Raw genomic sequence first — 6720 nt, forward strand, 5'->3', positions numbered from 1 at the left:
CGTCTTATTTAAAATCGCATACCCGGTAGGCCCGGTAATGGCTACAGCCTTCGCGCCGGCGTTATCGGCCTTCCACGTATCAGTACCCTCTGAATCCATGGTAAAACCATGACCATCACTTTTGACAAAACCAACTTTATAGCCAAGTTCATCCAAAGCCTTAATTAAGCGTGTAGCCACTTCGGTTTTGCCCGTTTTAGACTGACTGGCCACCACGGAAATAATCGGTTTTTGACGAGTACTGTTATACGCTAAAGCCCGAATCGCCTTATATTCATTATAAGTGTTTACATTTTTATAGGCATAGGCTTTAACCGATACATCGACATACTCCGTCGGACAATGGTCAAAAATGGCCCGCAAACGGCGTTCCCCTTGCTGTAACAACTTTATGATAACCGGCAGACAGCGCTGGCTATATAAAGCCCCTAAAGGCTCTAAATTGCCATTTATAGTAGGCACAATACAATCTACCGGGGTTCTCCCCAAATGAGAGCGAAGTTTTGTTACATCGCCAAAGTCAAAATTGTCAAATAATGGCATGTCCACCGACACCGCCAAATAAGCATCACAATGCCCTTCACTAAGGCCGACCGCCAAACCGCCCAAAGGGCCGCATGGTTCGCCCTGATCGGCCGTTAAATAGATGGACAAGGTCCGTTCGTTTTCCAACACCCATTCCAAACGATGCACATCATGAGGTTCTACTGTGGCCAATTCAGTATCACTAAGGCGTACCCGACCACTTAAATCCGATAAAGGATGCATCGCATAGAGTTCACCCGGTAAAGTTCGTAAATCGACCGGTTGATTACCGGCGATAACGATATGTGAAAAAGCAAAGGACCTCGCCCTGGTCATGAGCGAGGTCAAAAGTGTGCCTTCTTGCCAAGGCAACGATGCTTTGTCACGTCCCATGCGAGTACTTTGACCGCCACACACTATGAGAAGCCCCATATCATGCAATTGGTTCATATCTGTACGTTCTACTAAAAGACGTTTCATAAATAACTCCATTAACTCGTTCAGCCACAATTAGCCGCGCGTCGAACGAATTCCTTTCATAATACGGTTATAGAACAGTACAATAACCGCCATATTAATAACTAATTCCGGCACCATATAACTGGCATTATAAATCATAGAATAAATCCATGGATTTTGACCGACCGGTGCGTAAGAAGCAAATACGACGGCGCCCGACACAACAGAGCAGACCCAGCGTAATGCACATCCCGCCGTAACGCCTAAAATAGCGCGCCCACGACTATTACCGAAGAAGCCGGCAACACCGATGGCACCATAGCCTAAAATATAATCCAGTAAGATGCTTAAAAAATGAAGCGAAAATTTGAAGCCCAATAAAAAATCGATGATACCATAAGCCATACAGGTAATGACGCCCCATTTACCACCCCAACGAATGGCAAAAATGATAAGCGGTACCAAATTAGCTGCATTCACCGAACCGCCTTGCGGCATTTGAAAGAGGACTACAAAATGTAATACATATGCGATTGCAATCGATAAACCCGCTTCCACCAACATTCTTGTACGTTGTTTTTGTTCCATAAATATCCTCCCGACCATAGGTCGTTATCACAACAACAGTAAAGATATGATTTGCGTTCTCCTTAAGCTTTTTACCCAATTGCTTGCAAATATAATTTAATTATACCGCCAGAGCGAAGTATAAATCAACTCAATACCTTTTTTTGCCCAAAGTATCAAAGTTTTTACAAAAAGAAAACATGACATTTACAAAATCCGAACATTAAAACGATATATAAATCATACTGTTCGAATTAGACTTGCCAAAGCGCTCTATTTCCTATATAATGTCTAATGGATATTTATGTTATTACAAGGAGGCCTTCCATGATTAATACAACAAACATTTTTGATTATGAAGACATTCAGTTAATCCCGAATAAATGTATTGTTAACAGCCGCAGTGAATGTGATACTTCAGTAAAACTCGGCAATCGCACATTCCGTTTACCGGTTGTACCGGCCAACATGCAGACGATTATTGATGAAGAATTGGCTGAAAAATTAGCCCGCAACAATTACTTCTACATCATGCACCGTTTTGCTCCACACACTCGTCTTGATTTTATTAAACGTATGAAAGAACAAGGCTTATTTGCATCCATCAGTATTGGTGTAAAAAAAGAAGAATTTGATTTCGTTGATGAAATTAAAGCAGCCGGTCTTTCTCCTGAATATATTACCATCGATATCGCTCACGGTCATTCCAATTCCGTTATTGAAATGATTCAGCATATTAAAAAACAATTACCGGAAAGCTTCGTTATTGCCGGTAATGTTGGTACTCCTGAAGCCGTTCGTGAACTTGAAAACGCCGGTGCTGACGCTACTAAAGTCGGCATTGGACCGGGTAAAGTATGTATCACGAAATTAAAAACCGGTTTTGGTACCGGCGGCTGGCAGCTATCCGCTGTTCGTTGGTGCACCAAAGCGGCTACTAAACCTGTTATCGCTGACGGCGGTATCCGCGACCACGGCGACATTGCTAAATCTATTCGTTTCGGCGCTACTTTCGTTATGATCGGTTCCCTCTTTGCAGGTCACACCGAATCTCCGGGTAAAGAAGTTGAAATCGACGGCAAACCATACAAAGAATACTTTGGTTCCGCTTCCGAATCGCAAAAAGGCGAGCGTAAAAACGTGGAAGGTAAAAAAATGTACATTCCTTCCAAAGGCAGCCTTTTCGATACCTTAACTGAAATGGAACAAGACTTACAGTCCTCTATTTCCTATGCAGGTGGTAATAACTTGACCGCAATTCGAAAAGTGGATTATGTTATTGTGAAGAATTCGATATTCAATGGGGATCGCTAAGTCGTAATAGGCGAAGCCCTGCTGTGGCCTGAGTGCTACGTATAAAATTTAAAGACCCTATACATCCTGCTTCCTCCTAGGTGCCGCGGGCACAAAAGTCGGTTCACAGGATGTATAGGGTCTTTTTGCGTTTCTGCTACTTTAGCACCTAGGGCCACACAAAGGGTGTCGCCGTATTAGATCTTAGCTCCTAGGTGGGGCGCTGGGTGCCACGGGCACAAAAGTCGGTTCACAGGATGTATAGTGTCTTTTTTTCGTTTCTGCTACTTTAGCACCTAGAGCCACAGCAAAGGGTGTCGCCGTATTAAATCTTAGCTCTTATTTTTATTCTTGGGTGCATTCATCATTAGCTTTTATGTTATCGTTGTCTTCATCGTTTTCACTAACCGGTGTTTTGCTCCAGGCGAGCCACATTGTGATGGCAATAGATACCGCAATGGTGCCTACTATTGGCCATGGTGTGTTGTTGAAGAGGATAGCTAAGGCTACGGAAGATACGATGCCGCTACCGTATTGCAAAGATCCGATGAGAGCAGCTGCGGTACCTGCTTTATCTCCTGCTTTGTCAAGGGCTGCGGCTGTCGCACAGGCTGCTATAATGCCATTTGTCGAAAAAATAAGAACTACTGACAAAATAACACCATACACGCCCCACACATTGGTGTATACCATAAAAATCAGCAAGAATACGGCTAAAAAGGAACCAAAGGTAGCGGCCCGAAGCAAGGTATCCAACGTATAACGAGTAATGAGTACCCGGTTCAAAGAACTCATGATAACAATGCCGATAACGTTCATGGCAAATAACGCCCCAAAATAGCGTTCTGGTATTCCATAATATGTAATATATACGTAAGGGGTCCCGGCAATGACGGCGTACGCGCCCATATAGAAAAAGGCAACGCACAATGTATATTTCATAAATGCCCAGTCGGTAATTAATTCACCATAAATTTTAAAAGCATTTTTAATGCCCGCTTTATTACGGCGTTCTTCCGGCAATGTTTCCGGTAAAAAGAATGTGCCGATACCGATTAAAACACCAACAATGGCAACGGCCCAGAAAATCATATGCCAAGAGGCAAATTCAACGATTAAACCACCAATAGATGGGCCTACCATTGGTGCCCCTGCCATAAGCATGGTAATCAAGGATAATTTGTCAGCCGATTCAGCGAGGCTGTAACGGTCGCGAATCATGGCTCGCGACAACATAGGACCTACACAGGCGCCGATAGCCTGAAAAATTCGCCAAATAACGAGTTCGGTCATGGTATCGGCGGTCGCACAACCGATGGTCCCGATAACAAATAATACCGAGCCCATAATTAAAGGCTTAATGCGCCCTATACTATCACTAATAGGTCCCCACACGAGTTGGGCAATCATAAAACCGAATAAATAGCCACTGATTGTGAGTTCCGCACCCGGTCCCAGCATTTCCGTCATAGCAGGCAACGCCGGTAAGTATACATCCGTCGATAAGGAGTTAACCGCCATCAACGAAGCCAACACGGATAAGAATATAAATGAATTATTTCTCATTTTATTTACAAATTCCATAACTATCACTCCCTCACTCAATAAGAGACAATGATGTGAAATGAATCGTATCATTGTCCCTTAAAAACTACACCTTTATATTTTTGAAAAAAGTTATTTCAAACAAAACATTGTTATCAGTTTGTTAAAAACATATTTTTTCGCCACTAATCTTATTTATTGCGACGTTCTTTTACCAAATTAATGAAAAAGTCTACTGTATCCGGATCCTGATGGCTGAAGAATAAGCTTGTCTTTGTATCTAACGATTGAATGCGCGCCATATCATCGGCAGACAATTCAAAATTCATCACATCAAAGTTCTCTGCCATACGTTCCGGTCTAACGCTCTTCGTTAAGCAAACGATACCGCGTTGTACCTGCCAACGAATCATAACCTGAGCCGTTGATTTATTGTATTTTTTAGCAATATCCATCAAAACAGGATTTGTGAAAATATTGTTGCGTCCTTCCGCAAATGATGCCCAAGATTCTAACTGTACATTGTTTTTAATCATATTTTCCTGAGCTTCGATTTGCTGATTGAACGGATGTGTTTCCACCTGATTTACCTGCGGTTTAATTTCGGTAAATGCCACGATATCACTCAAACGATCCGGATAGAAGTTACTTACACCGATAGCTCTTACCTTACCTTCGCGGTATGCATCTTCAAGGGCACGATACGCGCCGTAGTAATCACTGAATGGCTGATGTAATAAGAATAAATCTACATAATCGGCTTTTAACTTTCTGAAAGATTCATCGATGGACGCTTTGGCTTTTTCATAACCATAGTTATCAATCCAGATTTTAGTAGTTAAGAAAATGTCTTCACGAGGGATACCGGATTCGGCAATCGCTTCGCCAACTTCTGCTTCATTAAAGTAAGCTTGCGCTGTATCAATGTGACGATAACCAACTTTTAACGCTTCCAATACCGCTTGTTTCGTCGCTTCACTTGGAATCTGATACACACCAAAGCCTAAAATCGGCATCTTCACACCATTATTCAAAATAACTTCTTTTTCGTTGTAATTATTCATAGTCATACTATCGCTCCTTTTATTAAAAATACTTGCATTCAAGAACAACTTCTTGAACACTTCTACGTAACTTACATGTGTAAGTATATAGAAACTTATCGTTAAAGTACAATAGTAGTTATCCATAGCAGTATACGGTATTGTTATACTGAAAGACGAAGCCTGGGATGTGGCCTAGTGCTAAATAACTGAATATAAAGACCGTTACTATCCTGTTTGCTCCTACGTGCCGCAGGCACAAAGAGTCGCTTCACAGGATAGTAACGGTCTTTTAGCGTTTCAGCTGCTTTAGCTACTAGGCCACATCAAGGGCTTCGCCGTTTCACATAACGGCTGGGGGGTGGACCTGGTGCCACGGGCACAAAAGTCACTGCACAGGCTGATAACGCTCTTTTAGGTTTTATCTTATTCACTGCCTAGGGCCACATCAAGGGCTTCGCCGTTTCACATAACGGTTGGGGGAATGGGTCTGGGTGCCGCGGGCACAAAAGTCGCTTCATAGGATGTATAGGGGCTTTTTTGGGTTTATCTTATTCACTGCCTAGGGCCACACCAAGGGCTTCGCCGTTTCACCTTTTTCCCCTCTCTTATTGATTCGGTATACGGCGCTAACCTTAGATGCGGCCGCGTCGGAAGCTCTAATTTAGATAAACACTAAAACGACCCTCTCTATCCTGTGACGCGACTCTTTGTGCCCGCGGCACGTAGGAGCAAACAGGATAGAGAGGGTCGTTATTTTATTTAGTTAAGTCGCGGCCGCATCCAGGCTTCGCCTATACGAACTCTTCCCCCTCTCCCCCTATTAACTAGGCCGGTCATGGCGTTTTAGCCCTTTATGTGGCCTAGGTCCTAAATAAGCTGAATGCAAAAAAGGGCCCTGACCATCCTGTGTAGCGACTTTTGTGCAGAATGCACCCAGGAGCAAACAGGATGGTCAGGACCCTTTATTCAATTATTAGAGCTAAGCCACATAAAGGGCTTACGCCTCAACGGCTCTAGTTAATAATTCCTCAAGCATGCGCGGATCGTAATGGCTCATAAACACGGTTGTATCTCTATCGATGGTTTTAATGGCCGCCATGTCTTCTTCGGTAAGGCTAAAGTCAAATACGTCGAGATTTTGCGCCATCCGTTTAGGGCTGGAGCTCTTGGCGAGGCATACAATGCCACGCTGTAACTGCCAACGAATCATAATTTGAGCAGTGGATTTGTTATATTTTTTACCGATTTCTTCTAAGATTGGATTGGTAAAAATACCGTCTTTACC

At 43.1% G+C, this 6720-nt stretch carries 6 protein-coding genes; 1 reads left to right on the forward strand and 5 read right to left on the reverse strand.

Going from position 1 to position 6720, the window contains the following annotated elements; translation table 11 throughout:
* Nucleotides 1-1005: molybdopterin-guanine dinucleotide biosynthesis protein MobB (locus E7204_RS09045; RefSeq protein ID WP_295183843.1), on the reverse strand; the 1005-nt coding region annotated here is incomplete at its 3' end.
* Nucleotides 1006-1035: 30 nt separating this feature from the next.
* On the reverse strand, nucleotides 1036-1572 hold the full coding sequence (gene thiT, locus E7204_RS09050; RefSeq protein WP_295183844.1) for an energy-coupled thiamine transporter ThiT: 537 nt from the start codon (nucleotides 1570-1572) through the stop codon (nucleotides 1036-1038).
* 306 nt (nucleotides 1573-1878) lie between these two features.
* On the opposite strand from thiT, the gene guaC reads away from it, so the two are divergent.
* Nucleotides 1879-2865, forward strand: coding sequence for a GMP reductase (guaC, locus tag E7204_RS09055; protein WP_006556499.1), 987 nt, complete (start codon nucleotides 1879-1881; stop codon nucleotides 2863-2865).
* A gap of 324 nt (nucleotides 2866-3189) precedes the next feature.
* Here guaC and E7204_RS09060 read toward each other — a convergent pair whose 3' ends face one another.
* The 3 genes from E7204_RS09060 to E7204_RS09070 all read right to left on the reverse strand — a co-directional run.
* Nucleotides 3190-4428 carry a multidrug effflux MFS transporter gene (locus E7204_RS09060; protein WP_295183847.1) on the reverse strand — a complete coding sequence of 413 codons (1239 nt, stop codon included), beginning with the start codon at nucleotides 4426-4428 and terminating at the stop codon, nucleotides 3190-3192.
* Between the two features lie 152 nt (nucleotides 4429-4580).
* Nucleotides 4581-5459 (reverse strand): aldo/keto reductase, encoded by an 879-nt coding sequence (locus tag E7204_RS09065; RefSeq protein ID WP_295183848.1) that lies wholly within the window; start codon nucleotides 5457-5459, stop codon nucleotides 4581-4583.
* A 973-nt stretch (nucleotides 5460-6432) separates the two neighbouring features.
* On the reverse strand, nucleotides 6433-6720 hold a 288-nt coding region (locus E7204_RS09070; protein WP_295183852.1), incomplete at its 5' end, for an aldo/keto reductase.

This window comes from Veillonella sp. (genome assembly GCF_015058545.1).
Taxonomy (GTDB): Bacteria; Bacillota; Negativicutes; order Veillonellales; family Veillonellaceae; genus Veillonella_A.

What these genes read in the sequence shown, in the direction of transcription:
- thiT (WP_295183844.1), bottom strand. Translation starts at nt 1,572, where the DNA reads ATGGAACAAAAACAACGTACAAGAATGTTGGTGGAAGCGGGTTTATCG.
- guaC (WP_006556499.1), top strand. Translation starts at nt 1,879, where the DNA reads ATGATTAATACAACAAACATTTTTGATTATGAAGACATTCAGTTAATC.
- E7204_RS09060 (WP_295183847.1), bottom strand. Translation starts at nt 4,428, where the DNA reads ATGGAATTTGTAAATAAAATGAGAAATAATTCATTTATATTCTTATCC.
- E7204_RS09065 (WP_295183848.1), bottom strand. Translation starts at nt 5,459, where the DNA reads ATGACTATGAATAATTACAACGAAAAAGAAGTTATTTTGAATAATGGT.